We start from the raw sequence: 18,665 nt of genomic DNA, 5'->3' as shown, positions 1-18,665 counted from the left end.
ATCTGAAAAAGAAGGCTTTTGTTGGGGTAATTCGCACGAAGAAAGATTTTTAGTGGAAAAGGGAGAACGGTATGCAATTATTGTGAAACTATCAAGTACAGATTTTGATATTGAGAACCACGGCACTGTTCATATTTTGTTTGGAAACGGAATTGAAGGAACAATAGCCATTTCAAAATATCTTTTAAACAATTATCGTGATCTCCACAAAAAAGTTAAAGGAAAAAGCCACTATTTTCTAGCCTTTAAAATAAAGCGTGATACAGGAATAATAATATCAAATAGTTTTGTAGATTTAACGGATAAATTATTCTCGTGAGCATTTCTTCCATTTTAATTAGAGCTACGATTACTATGCTGTCTGATATGTTCAACCATATATCCCCACCTTCTAATTATCAAGTTATATTCTACCATTCTCCCATTTTTATTGAATTGTTCATACTTTTCTGGTATACTAAACGGTAAATCATTTCCACAGGAGGACGCAGCACATGGCAGACAAGAAGGTGGTTTTAGGGCTCTCCGGCGGGGTGGATTCCGCCGTAGCCGCCCAGCGGCTCTTGGGCCAGGGCTATGAGGTACACGGGCTGTACCTGGACATCGGGCTGGGGGGCGAACAGTCCGCCCGGGACAACGCTGCCAAATTGGGCATCCCCCTCACCGTGCGCTCCATCCAACAGGAGCTGGAGGAGCACGTGTGCGCCCCCTTTGCCGCCGACTACCTGTCCGGCCGCACCCCCATTCCCTGCGCGGTGTGCAACCGGGCGGTGAAGTTCCCCGCCCTCATCTCCTTTGCCCGGGAAATCGGGGCCAACTGGGTGGCCACCGGACACTATGCCCGCATTGGCACCGGGTGCGACGGCGGCCCCATTTTACTGCGGGGCAATTCCGCCAACGACCAGTCCTACATGCTCTCCCGGCTCACCCGGGACATGCTCTCCCACGTCCTCTTCCCCCTGGGGGACGGCCCCAAGGAGCAGACCCGCCAGGAGGCGGAGGCCGGGCAGCTGCCCGCCGCCGACCGCCCCGACTCCATGGAGATCTGCTTCATCCCCGACGACGACTACGCCGCCTGGCTGGACGCCCGGGGCGGCACACCCCCGCCGGGGAACTTTGTGGACGCCAACGGCAACGTCCTGGGCACCCACAAAGGCTTCCACCACTACACCATCGGCCAGCGCCGGGGGCTGGGGGTCTCCTCCACCGGGCGGCTGTTTGTCACCGAAATCCGCCCCCACACCAATGAGGTGGTGCTCTCCCACGGGGAGGGGCTCCACGCCTTTATGGTGCATACCAACTCCCTGAACTGGCTGGGCGAACATCCTCTGTCCACCCCCATGGAGGTGGAGGTGCGCCTGCGCCACTCCCGCCGTCAGGACCCCGCCACCATCATTCCCCTGGGGGGTGGACGGGTGGACATCCACATGAAGCACCCCGCCCGAGCCCCCACGCCGGGCCAGCTGGCGGTGTTCTACCAGGGCGACCAGGTGCTGGGAAGCGGGTGGATCCGATGAACCACACGCCCGACTGTCTGGTCATCTGCGGCCCCACCGCCTCCGGCAAAACCGCCCTGGCGGTGGCTCTGGCCCAACGCTTGAACGGGGAAGTGGTGTCCGCCGACTCCATGCAGGTCTACCGGGGCATGGACATCGGCACCGCCAAGCCCACGGCGGAGGAGATGCAGGGGGTGCCCCACCACATGCTGGACGTGGCCGACCCCTGGGAGAACTTCTCCGTGGGCCGCTATGTCTCCCAGGCCATCCCCGTCATGGACGACATTCTCGCCCGAGGCAAGCTGCCCATTGTGGCAGGGGGCACCGGGCTGTACATCGACAACCTCATGGCCGGGCGGGAATTTGCCCCCTTCGCCCCCGACACCGCCGGGGTGCGTCAGCAGCTCCAGCAGCAGGCCAGGGAGGAGGGGCTGGAGCCCCTGCGGGACAAGCTGGCCCAGGTGGACCCGGAGTCCGCCCAGCGGCTGCACCCCAACGACGAAAAGCGCATCATCCGGGCCCTAGAGGTATATCTCACCACCGGAAAGACCATCTCCCAGCACAACCGGGAGTCCCAGGCCATTCCGCCTCGCTATCATCCCCTGACCATTGGCCTGGATTTTGAAGAGCGTCCCCACCTGTGGCAGCGCATCGACCGCCGGGTGGATGTGATGATGGAGCAGGGGCTGGAGGACGAGGTGCGGCGGCTTCTGGACGCCGGAATCCCCCCCACCTGCACCGCCATGCAGGCCATCGGCTACAAAGAGATCATCTCCGCTCTGGAACAAGGCCGCCCCGTGGAGGAGGGAGCGGAGGAAGTGAAGCTGCGCTCCCGGCAGTACGCCAAGCGGCAGCTCACCTGGTTCCGCCGCAACCCCAACACCCACTGGATTCGCTGGGGAGAAAACCCCAATTTTTCCCAAGCCGTCGCAAGTTCGACAGAACTCGCCCACGCCCATGGCTTACAATAACAGCACTCTGGGACAGGCCACGCCTGGCCCAAAAAAGAAAAGGAGTGCTGATAACCATGAGTTTTACCGCAGTCGCCGTGGGCAAACAGCCCAACGTCCAGGACACCGTCCTGTCCACCCTCCGCCGCACCGCCGCCCGGGTCACCGTCTTCTTGATCAACGGGTTCCAGCTCCGGGGGGTCATCACCGCCTTTGACCCCTATGTGGTGGTGCTGGTCAGTGACGGAAAACAGCAAATCATCTACAAACACGCCATTTCCACCATCACTCCGGAACGACCGGTGAATATGGAGGAATAATCCCCAACTCGGAAGGCGTGTTCCAACCCCACGGAACCGTGCCAATCCATTGGCACCGGTTTCCCAAACCGGGAAACGTGCCGTTCCATTGGCAAGCGTTCCCCACATAAAAAAGGAATGAGCCTATGAAAGAGAGTACATTGGTCAATAAAGTCATCATCGGCGTCATCTGCGCCGCGGTGATTCTGTATTTCGCCGTCTATCTGGCCCTGGGCTTCAAACCCGACCTGGTGACCACCACCGCCTACGCCTATTCGGTGGACATCGGCACCGAGGCCTCCGCCCTTCTGGTCCGGGACGAACAGGTGATCTCCACCACCGGACAGTATGTGGATATCCTACTGGACGAGGGTGAAAAGGTGTCCAAAGGCGGCCAAATTGCCCTGATTCACGCCAGTCAGGACTCGTTGGAGACCCGCCAGACCATCCAGTCCCTGGAGGCGGAGATTCAGCAGCTGGAGTACTCTCTGTCCACGGGCACCCAGGCCACCAACTCCTCCAAGTTGGACGAAGAGGTGATCTCTTCCATGGTGGCCATCCGTTCCCTGGCCGCCTCCGGTGACCTGTCCACCCTGGAGGACTCCGCCCTCCACCTGCGCACCATGGTGTTCCAGCGGGATTACAGCTACGGCAACACCCAGGCCGCCACCCAGATCAAACAACTGATTTCCGACAAGCAAAAGCAGTTGGACTCCCTCAACGCCTCCCTCAGCCAGGTGTCCCAGACCATCACCTCCCCCGCCTCCGGGTGTTTCTCCGGGGAAGTGGACGGCTTTGAGAGCCTCATCACCCCGTCCATGCTCTCCTCCTTGACCATGCAGCAGCTCAACGAGCTGCTCCACAAGGAGGTGGCGGACCCCCCGGCCGCCCTGGGCAAGGTGGTGACCAACAACACCTGGTATCTGGCCACCCTCATCGACCAGCCGTCGGTGGAGGGCCTGCTGGAGGGCAAGACCTACAAAATTTCCTTCTCGGACGACTACTACGGCATGATTTCCATGAATTTGGAGCGTCTGGTCATGGAAAATGACCAGACCATGGCCATTTTCTCCACCAACACCAACCTGTCTGACACCACCCTGCTGCGCCAGCAGACGGTGGACATCATCGCCCAGCAGGTGGAGGGCATCCGCATCCCCCGCCAGGCCCTGCGGGTGAACACCGAGACCGTCACCGACGACCAGGGCAACCAGAGCCAGGTCAACTCCTACGGCGTGTACACCGTGGTGGGCACCCAGGCCGAGTGGCAGGAGGTGAAGGTGGTCTACAGCGACGACGACTCCTTCTACCTGGTCCAGCCGGTGGATGAGACCGCCTCCTCCCGCCTGCGGGCCGGGGATGAGGTCATCCTCAACACCACCAACATCACCGACGGGATGGTGGTGCGCTCATGAGTATTTCCACAAATTTAGCCCACGTTGTGGAAGAAATCCGGGCCGCCGCCCTGGCCGCTGGCCGGGACCCGGCGGAGATCACCCTGGTGGCCGCCACCAAGACCCAATCGGATGACGTCATCCGGCAGGCCATTGCCGCCGGGGTGACGGTGTGCGGGGAGAACCGGGTGCAGGAGCTCACCGCCCACTGGGAAGCGGGGGCCTATGAGGGGGCACAGGTCCACTTCATCGGCCACTTGCAGACCAACAAGGTGAAATACCTCATGGGCAAAGTGGATTTGATCCACTCGGTGTCCTCCCAGAAGCTGCTGCTGGAAATTGACAAGCAGGCAGGGAAGGCCGGGCTGGTTCAGGACATTTTGCTGGAGGTCAATTTGGCCCAGGAGCCGTCCAAATCCGGCTTTTTTGTACCCGATGTGCTGCCCGCCGCCCAGCTGTGTGGGCAGCTTCCCCACGTGCGCCTGAGAGGCCTGATGTGCATTCCCCCCGCCGCAACCTTTCCTGAGGAAAATTTACCGTTTTTTCATAAATTGCAGGCTCTTGCTGTTGACATACAGGAAAGAATGGGAGATAATAAAACAGATACCAAGATACTGTCCATGGGGATGAGCGGCGATTTCACCGCAGCCATTGCCGCCGGCGCCACTCATATCCGGGTGGGGACGGCGATTTTTGGCCCTCGTTCGCCCATTTCCAACCCATTTTGAACGATATATAGAAGGGAGTTCTCACCCATGAGCTTTTTGGATGAACTGAAGCGTCTGGCCCGTCCTTACGAGGATGAGGACGACGATGATTACGAGGAGGATTTTGCCCCTGTGAACCACAACGCACCCGCCAGCGAGACCACCCGCACCAGCGAGCCTGAGCGCCGCAACAACAAGGTGGTCAACATCCACACCACCACCCAGCTGCAAGTGGTGCTGGTCAAGCCCGAACGCTTTGAAAATGCCTCTGAAATCGCCGATCACCTGCGGGAGAAGCGCACCGTTGTGCTGAACCTGGAGCAGACCGACAAGACCGTGGCCCGCCGTCTCATCGACTTCCTCTCCGGCGTGACCTACGCCAACGAGGGCACCATCAAGAAGGTGTCCATGGCCACCTACATCATGACCCCCTACAACGTGGAGATCATGGGTGACCTGATTGATGAACTGGAGAACAACGGGCTGTATTTCTAAGCCCCGGTTTTGTTTGTTGTGAGAAATAGAAATAAAGGAGACTTGCACAATGATGACTCCGCAGGAGGTAGCCAGCCATGTCTTTGCCAAAGCGACCTTTGGCGGCTACAACATGACCATGGTGGATGAGTTCCTCGATCAGCTCACCGAGGACTACACCGCACTGTACAACGACAACACCATTTTGAAAAATAAGCTGAAGGTGCTCTCCGATTCCATCGAAGAGTACCGGGCCACCGACGTGGCCATGCGTAAGACCCTGCTGGCTGCCCAGCAGATGGCCGACTCCATGGTCAGCGACGCGGAGAAGAAGAAGACCCAGCTGGAGCAGGACGCCACCCAGGAGGCTCAGGCTCGCAAATCCAAGCTGGAGGCGGAGATCGCCGCAGAGGAGTTCCGGCTCCAGCAGGCCCAGAAGGCCACGGCGGACTACGTCATGAAGCTCCACGCCCTCCACCAGGAGGAGCTGGACTACCTGTCCCGTCTGGGCCAGATGGTCCCCCCGGAGATGGCTCAGGCCGCCATGGCCCAGTCCATTGTCCCGGAAGGGCCCACCACCCCCGTGGAGGACCTCACCTCCGAGGAGGAGGAAGTGGAGGAGCCCACCATTTCTCAGCCCCTCCAGCAATCCCAGCAGCCCAAGAACGACCCCGTGGACGATCTGTATCTGGATGCTACCCGCCGGTTTGACGACTTGCAGTTTGGCAAGGACTACCAGATCAAGTGAGTACATCAAATCCCCGTGAAACCTCAGGTTTCACGGGGATTTTTTGCCCTTTTTCACCATACTGCCGGGCAGACCGCCGTAGGGGAGGGGCTTGCCCCTCCCGCTTCTCCCCTGGCACTGCCCTGGTTTCGGGCCGGGCAAGCCCGGCCCCTACGCCCAGCACACTGGAAACTGCGTTGCCAGACTACCCTGGTGGAGAGGTGTTTCCACGGCTGAAAACTTGTGTGCCGAGATTCAGGTGATACCGCACTGAAAAATCTGAAAGGAATATTTATATGATAAAATATATATAATGTTTCTTGAAGTTTATATCAGGGCGTGATATGATTGAAACGGAAGGAAACCAAGAAGAAATATAGGGTACAAAGGAAAGGAGGCACCAAAATGGCGTTGTTTGCAGTCCCTTGTCGAGAGGCTTTTCGTATGGATTCCAATATGGAGCAGAAATTACACCAGCCCAACACCACTGTTCTGGATGCTCTCCAGAAGATTCGGCAAGCTGAACTTCACACAGCTAGTCCTTCCCGTCTGCAACAGCTGGACCGTCAGATTCAGGCTGTGAAAACCAGACGATCTAGCCGCAACCCATGATTTGTTCTCAGGCCACCCCAGAGGATCTGGACCAGATTTCCTTTCACTGCGGCCATGCCGGTATCAACGACTATTTTCGGGAGAAATTCTTGTGGGATGAGGATGCCGTACCGTATTGTTTCTGGGCTGACGCAGAAAAAACAGAGCTTGTGGGAATTGCAGCCCTGTCATGCAGCGGCATTGTGATTCACTCCGGCTCCCACTTCCATCTCACACCCGCCATTGAAATTAAGATTTTTGCTCTGGATGAAACGTATCAACATCAGGTGTTTCCCAACTCCGGCGAAGATCAGGGGCATTGGAGCGACTACTGCCTGTACTATCTCATCCAGTTAATCTACACCATTGTGGAAACACAGTGTGGAGCAAACCACATTGTGTTATACTCGGTGCCCGAAGCCGTAACCTTCTATCAGCGTCATGGATTTGACTCCTTTGTGGAGCTGATGGAAATGCCGTCCAATCGTTTTATTGAGGGCTGTATTCCCATGTATTTGAATTTGTAGTTTCAAGCGATCCCCGTGAAGCTTCGGTTTCACGGGGATATTTTTTCAATCACAGGGGGATTGTCCTTCTTTTCGGACCCAGTTCAGGCTTGCCAGCCCGGTGGGGACGCTTCCCGCTGGGGGTCCATTTTGACTGGCCAAAATGGACGAAAAGCCGCTTAGGGCGTTCCCCCCTAAGGACCTCCCTGGGGTACGAGGCTGGACCTGCGTCAAGGCTATGGTCGGCCCAGGCCCTGGTGGGGTCACATGGATGGCCTGGCAAGTCTATGGGAAGCGCCCCCTTCTCTGTGAGATGGTGCCTCTCCTTCCAGGGCCTCACCCCGGAGAAGCGGCGTTCCCGCCGCCGATCGCTGGGAACAGCGGCCCACCCGGGTAAGGCCCCGGCGATAGAAGTACAAGTTTCCACAGAAGCAGGTATATTCTGTGGAACTTCCATGCCATCCATGTGACCCCACCCGTCCAAGGGCCGAAAATAGGAGCACGCAGGGACAGCCAGTACCGCGGGGTGGATTCCACAAGGCGGGGGAAGGCCCCGCCTTTGGCGATTCTTTCCCCTCTTTCTCATCGCTGAGAAAGGGGGCCCAGCGGAGCGTCCCCGGCGGGGGCGCTGGTTTCCGCCTGAGAAATCGGAGGAGTACAATCCTTCCATCATCCTAGTGGCTGACCGCTCCTGTGGCACAAGGGAGCCCTATAAACGGACAAAAAAGCCCGGAGGAAGCAATGCTTCCTCCGGGCTCTTGTCGCTTATCAGAGCTCTAATGTGCGCTCAGGCGTCGATTAGTGCTTGCTGCTGCGCTTGCGAGCAACCACAACCACGGCCAGCAGGCACACCACACAGACGACGACCACGATGACGGGAACCATCACGTTGTTGGTGTCGCCAGTCTGAGCGGGCTTCTCGCCCTCAGGCTTCTGAGTGGCGTCGGGCTTGTCGGTGCCCTCGGGCTTATCGGTGGCCTCAGGCTTGTCGGTAGCCTCGGGCTTGTCCGTGGCCTCAGGCTTGTCGCTGGGCTGGGTCTCACCCTCAGCGGTGAGGCCGTCCATGGCGGCGCTCAGAGCGGCCACAGCGTCGTCCACCATCTTCTGGTCGTCCTCGGACAGGTTGGCGTTGGCCATCACGTCCTGGGCGGCCTTGAGAGCGGTGCGGAAGGTGGCCACGGACTCAGCGGTGTAGCCGGTGAGGTCGATGCCCTTGGCCTTGCCGATGAGGTCTTCCAGGATGGACTTGTCGGCCTTGAAGCGCTGGGCCAGGATGGCATCCAGCAGGGCATCGGTGGCAGCGTCCACATCCTCCTGCATGGCGTCGCCGTCAGCGGCCACGTCCTGAGCGGCCTTGAGGGCGTCCACCAGCTGCTGCCAGTTGGCTTCCACGTACTTGTCGGCCTCTTCCATCATGGACTCGGCACGCTCGATGACCAGGTTCAGCACGGTCTTGTCGCCCTGAGTCAGGCCCAGACCCCAGATGCCCTCCAGCAGGGCGTCCCAAGCGGCGTTGACTTCTTCCTGGGTGGCGTCATCCTTGGCCAGGATGGTCTTTGCGTTGGCCAGAGCGTCCTCAAAGGCCTTCTTGGCGGTGTCGGTGACACCCTCGGTGGACAGGGTATCGGCATACTTGACGGTCTTCTCCAGCAGGGTCTTGTTGACCTCGCCGGGGGCGGCGTCCTTCTCGAACACGGCGGTAACGGTGACGTTGCCCTCAGGCATCACGAAGGTGTTATCGCTGACGGTAACCTCCTCGCTCTTCCACTCCACGAAGTGCCAGCCCTCGGCAGCGGTCTGAGTCAGGGTCACAGTGGTGCCAGCGGTGGCGGTGGTGGGCTCGGCAGTAGCGGTGCCCTCGCCCTGGGTGTTCACGGTGACGGTGTACTCCTCGGGCTCCACAACCTCGCCGTCCTTGGTGATGAGGATGTAGCTGACCAGCATGTCGTTGTTGGCGTTGGCGCTCTCCTTGGGAGTCATCTTCAGCTCAACGCTGCCAGCCTCGGTGACTTCCATCTCCATCTGGACGAACTGGCCCTTCTCCACGTTCAGGTTCTTCTCCACGGAAGCCAGAACGTTGTCGCCCTGGAGCAGCTCGATGGTGGCGTTGCGCTGCCAGGTGGTCTGATACCAGATGTTCTTGTAGCCCACGAACACCTGATAGGTGCCGGCCTCCAGGTTGTCGAACTGGTAGGTCAGGGGCTTGCCACGACCGTCGTTGGGGTCTTCGCCCTTGGAGTCGGTCATGTTGCGGATGGTGGAATAGGCATCGGTGCCGTAGTCGCTGTGGGTCTCCACCTGGGACTCGGGGTTGGTGCAGCCCCAGCCGCTCTCTTCGGTGTAGAACTGGTCGGGGGTGGTGTTGAGCACGGTGGTGGCGTTGTACTTGAGGATGTTCTGAGCCAGCTCAGAGAAGGTCTCAGAGCCGTTGTCCACGAAGTAGACCACGTTGCCGGGCACCACAGCCACAGTGGTGGAGATCTCGTGATCGGCCACGGTACCGGTCAGAGGCAGGGTGCACACGGAGGCGGCGTCCTGAATGGCCTTCACCTGAGCCTCGTTCCAGGTCACAGCGGCCTCAGACTCCTGGTCGCCCTGGACGATGCGCAGGGTCTCAGGAGCGGTGAAGGTGGTGCCCAGATAGTGGTGATCGGGCAGGGTATCCAGAACGGCGAAGTAGTCGGGGTCGGTCTTGAAGTTGGCGGTGACCACGATGTCGTGGGCGGGGGTGGAGTTCATCAGGCCGGGGTTCCGGGCGGGGTCGGTGATGCTGGCATCCTCGCTGTCAATGGTCCACACGTCGAAGACCTTGCCCTCGGGGATGTCGGCGTAGAAGACCACGGAGGAGCCGACCTTGTACTTCTGAGAGGTGATGGTGCCGTCCTCGTCCAGGAAGCCGCCCACCACGGTGACGGTGTAGGCATCCACATAGTTGGCGGTGACGGTGACGTCAGCGTCGGGCATCACGAAGGTGGTGGTCTCGCTGTTGGCGTCGGCGAACTTCACGCCGTCGTTGTTGGCGGACCAGTGGTCGAACATCTTGTTCTCGGGGGCCTCGCCGGCCTCCAGGGTGACGGTCTGACCCACATACACCTGCTTCTCGGTGGTGCGGTCGCCCAGGGTCAGGGTCAGGGTGCGCTGCTGGCCTTCCACGATGTTGAATTCCTTCTCGATGGCATCGCCAGCGAAGGCGCCGCAGAAGTTGATGGTGAGCTTACCAGTGCCCACAGCCTCGTTGTCGGTGTACTCCACGGTGTAGTCCACGCCACGGATGAGGGTCTGGTCGCCCAGCTTCACCTCGGGGGCGGGACGGACGGCCTCACCCTTGTAGGTGTAGCTGTCCTCCAGGTTGACGGTGACGTCGGCGGCGTTGATGACGGTGCCGGCGGTGACACGGAACTCAGCGCCGGAGCCCCAGGCGTTCTCGGTGTCGCCGTAGGTGGTCTTGGGCACCACCATGACGGTCTTGGCGTTGACCATCTCGCCGAAGGCGGTGGACTTCCAGTCCTTGGTCTTGGGCCAGCTGCCGGTGGCAACCTTGGTCCAGTCGCCGCTGCTCACATCGCTGGTCAGCTGATCGATGGGCTTGGAGCTGACATAGATCTCATGCTGGCCATAGGCGCCGTTGAGGTTGGTGCTGTCCTGACGGGGCAGGTAGCGGATGCCGTTGATGGCGGTCTCGTCCTTGAGCTCCACCATGAACCACAGCTTGTTCATGGGAGTGGTGATGCTCCAGTTGGAGTGCCAGATGGAGTTGTTGTTGCCGTCGATGAGGTTAGAGCCAGGCTGGCCGTTGTAGTTGTTGTCCACCTTGACCTTGGAGAGGACGGAGCGGTCCAGCTCCTTGCCCTCACGGCCCAGCTTGACCACATAGTTGAACTCCTGGCCATAGCTGTTGGTGGCGGAGACGGTGAGGGTGCCGTCCTCGTGGTAGGTGACGGTGAAGTCGTTGGTGCCGTCCACGGTGACGGACTCGATGGACTCGTTGGCGGCCAGAGTGTAGCTGGCGCCGGTCTCGCTGCCCACGTCAAAGCCGGCCACAGCGTTGTCGTTGATGTAGATGCCGGTGATGGGGTAAGAGGAGGTGGGAACCTTAAAGCCCTCGTTGCTCTTGTCCATCAGCTGGCCCACGTCGTTGGTGTTGACGGGGGAGATGCGATAGGAGTAGGAGTAGCTCTGGTTGGTGGGGAAGAAGTAGCCGTCCAGAGGCTTGTGACCCATGAAGGCGGTGTCGCTGACACCGTTCTGGTGCAGGTCGATGTTCCACACGATCTCCTGACGCTGAGGAACCTGGTTGGGATGACGATAGGTGGCGCTGTTGTAGGTGCCGGAGTTCATGTCCTCGGCAGTGTAGTGGTTGGCAGAAGTCTCCAGCAGGCCGTCGCCGGTGACCATCAGGCCCACGCCCTGGTCATTGGTCAGAGCGGTCCAGCGGATGTCGGAGCGGTTGCCGTTCTCCTGGGGCTTGAGCATCTTCTTGCCGTCCCAGTTGGAGTTCTCGCCCATGGCGTCGTCGGGATCATACACCTTGGAGGTGTACACGCCCACGGTGGAGCCGCTCTGGCGGTCCACGTAGTTCTCGTCGGGACCACGGCCATAGAAGGTGAGGTTGTCATAGTCGCCGTTGATGATCATACGACCACCGATCTTGGGCAGACCGTTGGGGGCAAAGTTGCTGGTGGGGATGAACTGGCTGAGGACCACGATCTCGCCGTTGCCGTAGATCTCGTAGGCCATCAGGGCAGAGGCGGACACCTTCATGGTGCCGTTCATGGCCATGAGCACCTTGTTCTCGCTGGTGTTCACGGAGACCTCCAGGTTGGACAGGTTCTCGGTGGCGCCGGCGTTCTTCAGGTTGGCGTTCTTGGCCACGGTGGTGTCGTTGTAGGTCTCAGCGCGGTACAGGCTCTGCTCGGGGCCCTGAGTCATGACCACGTTGCCGTCCAGGCTGTAGGAGACGATGGTGCCGCTCTCCGTGTTCAGCACGATCTCGAACTTCTGGCCGTTGTCGGTGGTACCGGTGAGGGTCAGCTCGTCGCCCACCCGCTGGGTGGACTCGAAGGCCTTGTCGGGCACCTGGGTCTCAGAGGTCTGAGCGTCGTCGGGGTTGAGCTGGAACTGCTCATAGGCCACCTCGTGACCGGCCTCGGCCCAGTTGGTGGCGTTCTTGAGGGTGACGGAGATGTCCAGCAGGTAGTCGCTGCCCTCCTTGGCCTCAAACTCGGGCAGGGTGATGGTCACATCTTCCACCTGCTGACCGCTCATCAGGGACTGACCGTCCATGTTGGGGGTGTTCAGGTCCAGAGTGCCGCTGCCCAGCTCGGTCAGGCCGTCCTTGGTGAGCTTCCAAGTGATGTCGAAGGCGTCCAGGCTGGTGTTCTCATACTCGTTGACCACCTGCAAGGTCACGTCCTGGCCGGAGGTGACGGTCAGGTCGTCCAGGTAGAAGTTCACCTGCTGGTGGACCTTCTTGGCCTCAGTGAGCTTGGGAGAGGGAGTGCGGTCAGCAAACACCAGACCGTTGCCGCAGAAGGCGTTGTCGTTGTTGTTGGGGTCGATCCAGTCGCCGCCGTAGCCCCAGAACTCGTCATAGGTGCCATCGCCGTTGTCCCGCACGGTGCGGATGGACTGGTCAATGTAGTCCCAGATGAAGCCGCCCTGAGCCTGGTCGTTCTCACGGATGGCATCCCAGTGCTCCAGTGCGTTGCCGTAGGCCTGGCCCATGGCGTGGTTGTACTCGGAGTGGAGGAAGGGCATGCGTCCATGGTAGCCGGCCACGTAGTTGGGCAGCACGTACTGGGTGGACTGCACGTCCACGATGTTGTTCTTACGCACGTCGGTGCTCCAGGGGTTCTGGCCGTTGGTCTTCACGTAGGGGTGCTGATAGTTCTCGCTCTCACGCTCGTACTTGCGCAGACGGTCGGGGTCACGCTTGAGCAGGTACATGGAGGCAACCCAGAAGCCGTAGTCCTCGTTGAGGGGAGCGTAGCTGTAGGTGGCCTCGTTGCCCAGGGACCACATGATGACGCTGGGGTTGTTCTTGTACATCTCCAGGTTGGTGGCCACACGGTCGGTGACGGTGGCGACCCACTCGGGCATACCCTGTCCGGTACCGGTGGGCACCTTCACGCCGTTCATAGCGGCGGCGTGGCTCTCGATGTTGGCCTCAGCGCACACGTACAGGCCCAGCTCATCGGCCAGGTTGTACAGGGCCTTGTCGTTGGGGTAGTGAGCAGTACGGATGGCGTTGAGGTTGTACTCCTTCATCAGGGTCAGATCGGTGAGGTAGTCCTCGAAGGTGAGGGCATGTCCGGTCTCCAGATCGGTGTCGTGGCGGTTGACACCACGCAGCACCACCTGACGGCCCGTGATCTGCATCTGCTCGTGGCCCTGATTGTCGATGTCCACCTTGTAGATCTCACGGAAGCCGATGCGCTCCACCACGGACTCCATGACGTTACCGTCGGCGTCCTTGAGCTCCAGCACCAGAGAGTACAGGTTGGGGGTGTCGGGGAACCACTTGGCGGGGTTCTCGACCTTCATGGTGCTGGTGACGGTGGTGCCCGCGTCGGACAGCTTGTCCTCATAGGAACCCGCGGCCTTCAGCTCCACGGTCTGATGGTCGGCGGTGGCCACGGTCTTACCGGAGTGATCCACAATGTAGGAGGAAATTGTGTAAGTTCCCGCCTGCTCATTGTGGAGGGCGCGCACGTCGGTCTCCACAGTGACGTTCACGTCGCTGTCCTCGCTGGTGCGGTCGTCAAACTGGGTCTTCACGAAGAAGTCCCGGATTTCCGCCTCGTCCTTGGCGTACAGATACACATCACGGTAAATGCCGCTCTGGCGGATGAAGTCCTGGTTCTCCAGCCAGCTGCCGATGGACCAACGGAACACCTTCAGAGCGATGGTGTTCTCACCCTCGGTGAGGTAGGGGGTGATGTTGAAGTCGTGGGCAGTGAAGGCGTCGGTGGAATAGCCCACCTTGTGGCCGTTGACATACAGGTAGTAGGCGGACTCCACGCTCTGGAAGGAGATGAACACATCCCGTCCATCCCAGTTCTCAGGCACCTCAAAGGTGGTGCGGTAGTAGCCCACGGGGTTGTATACGGTGGGGGCGTGGGGGTTGCCGTAGCTGGAGCCCTCGAAGTTGTTGATCCAGGGCAGGGATTGGTTGGTGTAAATGGGCTCGTCGTACTTAAAAGTACCGTCCTCATTGCGGTAGGTCTGCCAGGCCTGGGGCACGTACTCAGGCTGGAAGGCGTCCCCGGTGTAGTCCTTGGCCAGATAGGTCTCGTCTACCTTTTTGGCCTCTTCGGGGGTCTTCACCAGGGCGAAGTCCCAGTCCTTGCCGGACAGCAGCATGTAATAGTCCGAAGTCTCAGGACCCACGTCGTCCAGCACGGACTGCTCTGCCTTCAGAGCGGTGGCGGTGTCCTGATAGGAGATGAACTGGCTCTTGGCCCGCTCACGGTTGATGCCGATGACTTCGCTCTGGTCATACCACTCATCACCGGTGAAGTTGGCATTCCCATTCTCGTCAAAGGCAATGGTGTTCTGGAAGTGCTCCTCCCGAATGTCCAGCACGTGGTCATAGACCTCCGCGCCGGAGTACCGGGCAGCCAGGGCCGGGGCTACCAGTCCAGTTGCCAGGAGCGTTGCCAGGGTTGCAGAGATGGTGCGTCGCAAGTTTCGTTTCAACGCTGGTTTCATGTTCTACATCCTCCCTTTCATGATCCTGCGGTTTCCGCGGAGGTGCCTGGAATTTGTCCACACACACGCCCGCTATTTTCACCATCATACCAAAACCACCCCCTGTATTCAACCCATCTTTTAGATATTTCGCTACATTCCACTGGTAATCTTTTCCCGAAACCGATTTTTTGACACCGATTTGTTCCCCCTTTTGAATTTTTATTAAAAAATCAGCGGGAATGGACGCCTGTGGATTCCATTCCCGCTGAGAGAAAAATTTTCCGTTTCTTTTCAGTGTTCTGCGTGAAACAGGGACAGCAAATCGCCGGGTTTCTCCAGAATATGGGCGGCATGGTCCACGCTGCCATAGTCCACGCCGTTCCAGGCAGCATAGGCAAAGTCGATGCCTGCGGCCTGGGCGGCCTTGCTGTCCGAGGGGGTATCGCCCACGTACAAAACCTGGTCCGGTTTCAGGTCCATACGGCGCAGGCACTCCAGCAGGGGGTCGGGGTTGGGCTTGTGGAGCTGGGTGTCCTCCTCCAGCACCGCCGTCTCCATGTATTGGTCCAGGCCGTTGCCCACCATGTCAATCTGGTACTGGGCCCGCATTTTGGAGGACACCACCGCCTGGCGCACCCCCAGCTGCTGCAATCTCTCCAGGGTGTCCACCATGCCGGGGTAGGGGGTGGCCCCCTCCGGATACTCGTTGACGTAGCGCACCCAGCGCTGGTAGGTGGCCTGGGGGTCCTGGATGCCCAGCTCGTCCATGACCTTCATGCCGGTGTAGGCCATGAATTTCACCACGTCGGCCAGGGTACGCTCCTCTCCCAGCTCCTCCTTTATAATACGGAGGAGGGGGTACATGTTCATGTTGACGGTGTTGAGTAGGGTGCCGTCGATGTCGTAGAGCACCGCTTGGTAGGTTTTCATAGAGTCCTCCTTGTGAAAAAGGTGCAGTCTTTCGGCTGCACCTTTTGAATGAGTAATGAATAATGAAAAATGAAGAATGCAGGCCCTTCAGTTTCTGCAACCATAGAAATCCGTATCGCATCGGGACCCTGGCCTGCCTCTCCCTCTGGGAGAGGTGGCACAGCGTCAGCTGTGACGGAGAGGGCACCCTCTCAGTCAGCCCTCACGGGCTGCCAGCTCCCCCGGAGGGGGAGCCAAGGTGAAAGTCCTCCGGGCTGCACCACAAATCAAAATCCGTGCCGCAAAGCGGCACACCATAATTATTCATTATTCATTTTTCATTCTTCATTTGTTACCCCTCGTTGCCACTCTGGGGCTTTTTCCTCCGATGGTGGGGCCGACTGCGGCGGCGCTTCTCGCCGCCCTCTCCGGCCTGGTTCTGGGGCTGCTGCTGAGGGGCGGGCTTGGGCTTGGCCTGCTGCTGGGGCTTCGGCTGGGGCTGCTTTTGGCCCTGGCGGGGCGGCTGTCCGCCCTTCTGGGCCTGGGGCTGCTTGGCGCCGCCCCGCTTGCTGGCCCCGCCGCCCTGCTGAGGGGCTTTGGCCTTCGGCTGCTTGTCCGGCTGGGGCTGGGCCTCCTTCTTGGCCCCGCCGCCACGGCGGCGGCGATTGCGGGAGGAGGACTTCTTCTCCTCGCCGTCCCCATAGGCCCCCATATACTGCTCCAACAGGGCCGCCAGACTGGCGGTGCTGCCCATACTGCGCTCCTCCTCGGGGGGAATGTAGCGCAGCTTCTCCAGCTCCTCCTTGGGAGGGGCCACATAGTCCTCGGGGCGCTTGCCCTTGCCGTTGCGCACCACCCGAATCTCGGTGGTACGGTAGGTCTTGGGCTGCTCGGTGGAGTCCTCCAGCCGCACCTTCACCTGCTCCCGCAGGAGGTTGACGGCGGTGACGTTGCCCACGCCGTCGGGGCACTCCACAAAGGACTCCTGCTTGGGGCACCGCTTCACGGCGTCCTCATAGGCCTCCTGCTCGTACTTCAAACAGCACATCAGACGGCCACAGGTGCCCGAAATCTTGGTGGGATTCAAGGACAGGTTCTGGGTCTTGGCCATCTTGATGGACACCGGCTGGAACTCGTCTAAAAACTGGTGGCAGCAGAAGGGCTTGCCGCAGATCCCCAGGCCGCCCAGCATCCGGGCCTCGTCCCGGACGCCGATCTGCCGCAGCTCAATGCGGGAGCGGAAGATGCTGGCCAGGTCCTTCACCAGGGCCCGGAAGTCCACCCGGCCCTCGGAGGTGAAGAAGAAGATGATCTTGCTGCCGTCGAAGCTGTACTCCACTTCCACCAGCTTCATGTCCAGGCCGTGGCGCTCCACCAGCTGCTGGCAGATCTTCATGGCCTCTTTTTCCTTGCGGTGGTTGTCCTGAATCTGCTTTTCGTCCTTCTGGGTGGCCAAACGCACCACGGGGCGCAGGGGCTGCACCACCACGTCGTCCCGGACCATGGCGTTGGACCGGGAACAGGTGCCGTATTCCACCCCTTTTCCCGTCTCCACAATGACCCCGGCGCCCTGGGGGACGGTGAGGCCCTGGGGGTCAAAATAATACTGCTTTCCGCCCGCTTTGAAGCGGACTGCGATGATCTCTGTCATGGATGTTCCTCCGTCGTATATCGAAATCAGGCGAACAGGCGGGCGCACACCCAGCCCAGCACATGGCCGGCGCCGGGGTTGTACACCCCGTTTTCCCGGCACTGCTTCAAAATTTGCAGCAGCTTCACCCCGCGCTGGGGATGCTGGGCCAGCTGTCCGGCCACGCACCCCTCGGTGAGGGAGAGCAGCTCCAGCAGCTGGGCGCTCTTGGGCTTCTCCAGCTCCAGAGCGGTGAGCTGCTGGGCCACCTCCAGCTCAGAGCCTGTGAGCAGCAGCTGGGCCAGGGCCTGGGCCTTCTCCAGCTGCTGGGGGTCGGGCTGGTCCTCCTGGGGGGGCAGGGAAAGGGTCTCGCATCGACTGCGCACCGTCTCCAGCAGCCGCCCGGGCTGCTGGCACAGCAGAAGAAAGGCCCCGTAGGCAGGGCCGTCCTCCAGGCTTTTCAGCAGCGCATTCTGGGCCGCCGGGTTGAGGGCGTCGGCGGGGTCGATGATATACACCTTTCTGGCCCCCTCATTGGGGGTGACATAGAGATCGGCCCGGAGGGTCCGGGCCTGATCTACGGTAATTTCCCGCTTGTCCGCCAGGGTGGTCACCCACTGCACATCCGGGTGGATGCCGCCCTGTACCTTCCGGCAGTGGCGGCACACGCCGCAGGGCGCAGGCTGGCCGGTGCACAGATAGGCCGCCGCCATGCGGCGGGCCAGCTCCTGGCGCTGCTGCTCACTGCCTCCGGTGATGAGATAGGCGTGGGAGAGGGTCTGGGGCAAGTCCATCACAGCCGTTCAAACCGTTCCACATCCACCACGAACACGGTGGCGCCTCCCACGGTGACCTCCACAGGCATGGTGGGGATGTACCCATAGGTCATCTCAGAGGCGGTGGGGATGAGCTGCTTGCGGCTGTGAGAGTACTCCCGGATGATGTCCATCACTGCCTGCACCTTTTCGTCCTCCACGCCGATGAGCAACGTCACGTTGCCCGCCATCAAAAAGCCGCCGGTGGTGGACAGACGGGTGGACGAAAACCCTTTCTTGGACAGGTTCTGGGTCACGGTACCCACGTCGTCATGGTTGATGATAGCAATGATCAATTTCATAGGATCTCCCCCTTACGTTGAGTCAACGATGGACCACTTTGATATACTTCGTATTATATCCTATCTGGGCCAAATAGGCCAGATGTTTTTTGTCTACTTTTTCACCAGGGGCCACCACGGGGATGCCGGGAGGATAGGGGGCCAGCTGCTGGGCGCACACTTCCCCCTCCGCC

16 protein-coding genes are annotated in these 18,665 nt (G+C 60.0%); 10 read left to right on the top strand and 6 right to left on the bottom strand.

Features of this window, described 5'->3' with window-relative positions; translation table 11 throughout:
• The 10 genes from E0L15_RS10220 to E0L15_RS10175 form a co-directional block, all read left to right on the top strand.
• The coding region (locus E0L15_RS10220) for a hypothetical protein (RefSeq protein WP_168125513.1) at window positions 1-319 on the top strand (319 nt) is incomplete at its 5' end.
• Between the two features lie 175 nt (window positions 320-494).
• The gene (gene mnmA / locus E0L15_RS10215; protein WP_168125512.1) at window positions 495-1,517 is read left to right on the top strand and encodes a tRNA 2-thiouridine(34) synthase MnmA; all 1,023 of its coding nucleotides are present in this window, start codon (window positions 495-497) and stop codon (window positions 1,515-1,517) included.
• The gene (miaA, locus tag E0L15_RS10210; RefSeq protein WP_168125511.1) at window positions 1,514-2,467 is read left to right on the top strand and encodes a tRNA (adenosine(37)-N6)-dimethylallyltransferase MiaA; all 954 of its coding nucleotides are present in this window, start codon (window positions 1,514-1,516) and stop codon (window positions 2,465-2,467) included. Before mnmA ends, miaA begins: the two co-directional genes overlap by 4 nt.
• Before the next feature lie 56 nt (window positions 2,468-2,523).
• Window positions 2,524-2,766, top strand: coding sequence for an RNA chaperone Hfq (gene hfq, locus E0L15_RS10205; protein ID WP_204210579.1), 243 nt, complete (start codon window positions 2,524-2,526; stop codon window positions 2,764-2,766).
• A 125-nt stretch (window positions 2,767-2,891) separates the two neighbouring features.
• On the top strand, window positions 2,892-4,160 hold the full coding sequence (locus tag E0L15_RS10200; RefSeq protein WP_168125510.1) for an HlyD family efflux transporter periplasmic adaptor subunit: 1,269 nt from the start codon (window positions 2,892-2,894) through the stop codon (window positions 4,158-4,160).
• Window positions 4,157-4,867 (top strand): YggS family pyridoxal phosphate-dependent enzyme, encoded by a 711-nt coding sequence (locus E0L15_RS10195; protein WP_168125509.1) that lies wholly within the window; start codon window positions 4,157-4,159, stop codon window positions 4,865-4,867. The genes E0L15_RS10200 and E0L15_RS10195 overlap by 4 nt, the downstream gene beginning before the upstream one ends.
• A 27-nt stretch (window positions 4,868-4,894) precedes the next feature.
• Window positions 4,895-5,341 (top strand): cell division protein SepF, encoded by a 447-nt coding sequence (locus E0L15_RS10190; RefSeq protein WP_087232964.1) that lies wholly within the window; start codon window positions 4,895-4,897, stop codon window positions 5,339-5,341.
• Window positions 5,342-5,390: 49 nt separating this feature from the next.
• Window positions 5,391-6,068: a DivIVA domain-containing protein gene (locus E0L15_RS10185; RefSeq protein WP_087232961.1), complete on the top strand. Its 678-nt coding sequence runs from the start codon at window positions 5,391-5,393 to the stop codon at window positions 6,066-6,068.
• A 423-nt stretch (window positions 6,069-6,491) separates the two neighbouring features.
• Complete coding sequence (locus tag E0L15_RS10180) at window positions 6,492-6,659, top strand: hypothetical protein (RefSeq protein ID WP_168125508.1); 168 nt, start codon at window positions 6,492-6,494, stop codon at window positions 6,657-6,659.
• Window positions 6,656-7,165 (top strand): hypothetical protein, encoded by a 510-nt coding sequence (locus tag E0L15_RS10175; protein ID WP_087232955.1) that lies wholly within the window; start codon window positions 6,656-6,658, stop codon window positions 7,163-7,165. The genes E0L15_RS10180 and E0L15_RS10175 overlap by 4 nt, the downstream gene beginning before the upstream one ends.
• Before the next feature lie 777 nt (window positions 7,166-7,942).
• Here the strand turns inward: E0L15_RS10175 and E0L15_RS10170 are convergent.
• The 6 genes from E0L15_RS10170 to E0L15_RS10145 all read right to left on the bottom strand — a co-directional run bounded on the left by E0L15_RS10170 (window position 7,943) and on the right by E0L15_RS10145 (window position 18,652).
• Window positions 7,943-14,854: a glycoside hydrolase family 2 TIM barrel-domain containing protein gene (locus tag E0L15_RS10170; protein WP_168125507.1), complete on the bottom strand. Its 6,912-nt coding sequence runs from the start codon at window positions 14,852-14,854 to the stop codon at window positions 7,943-7,945.
• A gap of 273 nt (window positions 14,855-15,127) precedes the next feature.
• A complete protein-coding gene (locus E0L15_RS10165; RefSeq protein ID WP_168125506.1) occupies window positions 15,128-15,766 on the bottom strand; it encodes an HAD family hydrolase in 639 nt (212 codons plus the stop codon).
• Window positions 15,767-16,097: 331 nt separating this feature from the next.
• The gene (locus E0L15_RS12665) at window positions 16,098-17,396 is read right to left on the bottom strand and encodes a stage 0 sporulation family protein (RefSeq protein ID WP_168125505.1); all 1,299 of its coding nucleotides are present in this window, start codon (window positions 17,394-17,396) and stop codon (window positions 16,098-16,100) included.
• 26 nt (window positions 17,397-17,422) lie between these two features.
• Window positions 17,423-18,169: a hypothetical protein gene (locus E0L15_RS10155; RefSeq protein WP_243155465.1), complete on the bottom strand. Its 747-nt coding sequence runs from the start codon at window positions 18,167-18,169 to the stop codon at window positions 17,423-17,425.
• Window positions 18,169-18,492: a cyclic-di-AMP receptor gene (locus E0L15_RS10150; protein WP_087232940.1), complete on the bottom strand. Its 324-nt coding sequence runs from the start codon at window positions 18,490-18,492 to the stop codon at window positions 18,169-18,171. Before E0L15_RS10150 ends, E0L15_RS10155 begins: the two co-directional genes overlap by 1 nt.
• 22 nt (window positions 18,493-18,514) lie before the next feature.
• Window positions 18,515-18,652, bottom strand: coding sequence for a hypothetical protein (locus E0L15_RS10145; RefSeq protein WP_347565997.1), 138 nt, complete (start codon window positions 18,650-18,652; stop codon window positions 18,515-18,517).
• Between the last annotated feature and the right edge of the window lie 13 nt (window positions 18,653-18,665).

Origin of the sequence: Pseudoflavonifractor sp. SW1122 (assembly GCF_012027765.1) — a bacterium.
Lineage (GTDB): Bacteria > Bacillota > Clostridia > Oscillospirales > Oscillospiraceae > Enterenecus > Enterenecus faecium.
The sequence above is the reverse complement of the archived record's forward strand: the minus strand, read 5'-3'. Positions and strand labels throughout refer to the sequence as shown.